Origin of the sequence: Nocardia nepalensis (assembly GCF_048910785.1) — a bacterium.
Classification (GTDB): domain Bacteria; phylum Actinomycetota; class Actinomycetes; order Mycobacteriales; family Mycobacteriaceae; genus Nocardia; species Nocardia nepalensis.
The window spans coordinates 1-1,041 of record NZ_JBKBET010000002.1 but is presented as its reverse complement, the minus strand read 5'-3'; the positions used below and the strand labels follow the sequence as shown (position 1 = coordinate 1,041).

At 67.9% G+C, this 1,041-nt stretch carries 1 protein-coding gene; it reads left to right on the top strand.

Annotated elements, in window-relative coordinates; all coding sequences use genetic code 11:
- Window positions 1-25: 25 nt before the first annotated feature.
- Window positions 26-1,041 (top strand): polyketide synthase dehydratase domain-containing protein (locus ACHQ4I_RS00490; protein ID WP_420769632.1); only part of this gene is annotated, 1,016 nt, incomplete at its 3' end.

Below are 1,041 nucleotides of genomic sequence, written 5' to 3'. Positions count from 1 at the left end.
CGACTCGGCCGGATGGTCGGTTTCGGTGTATACCCGCGACACCCAAACCGATACCGATTGGACCCTGCACGCCGAAGGCGTCCTCACCACCGAACAACCGACACAGTCGGCATCGGTGGTGGATCTGGCGCACTGGCCACCGGCGGGTGCGGAATCGGTGCAGGTCTCCGGCGTGTACGACTGGCTGACCCGGCACGGCTACCAGTACGGGCCGGCGTTCCAGGGCCTGCAGTCGGCGTGGCGACACGGCGCGGACGTCTACGCCGAGGTCGCGGTCCCCGACGAACTCGACGTCACCGGGATGGGCATCCATCCCGCCCTGCTCGACACCGCACTGCACGCCGCCTGGGCCGCGGCCTACACCGGAGCCTCGATCGACGATCTCGAACTGCGGCTGCCGTTCAGCTGGGGAGAAGTCCGTCTCGACGCGGTGGGCGCCACCCGCCTGCGCGTCCACCTGGCCAGCAGCGCCGAGGGTGCTCTGGCGGTACGACTGGCCGACACCTCCGGCATGCCGGTCCTGACCGGCACGGTGAACACCCGACCCGTCACCACCGAACAACTCCACACCGCACTACAAACCACCACCACTACACCGGGCAGCGACCTGCTGGAACTGACCTGGACACCACTGACGAGCCTTCCCGACTCGACCCCTTCCCCGACCCGACTATGGACCCCGCACAACACCACAGAAACCGACAGTCCCGACGCCGGTACTGCGGATACCGACGCTGCTGATGCGGGTGTGGTGGTGTGGGAGTTGTCCTCGGGCACCGAGGATGTGGTGGGTTCGGTGTATGCGGCCACGCATGCGGTGCTGGCGGTGTTGCAGGACTGGCTGAGCGTGGAACAGACGGGTGTGCTGATGGTGCTCACCCATGGTGCGGTCGCCTCGGCCGGTGAGGATGTCACCGACCTGGCCGCTGCGGCGGTGTGGGGGATGGTGCGGTCGGCGCAAGCCGAGCACCCGGGCCGGATCGTGTTGCTCGACACCGATGAAGGCGTCGATCTCGACCACGGTGTGGTGGGTGCGGTGGC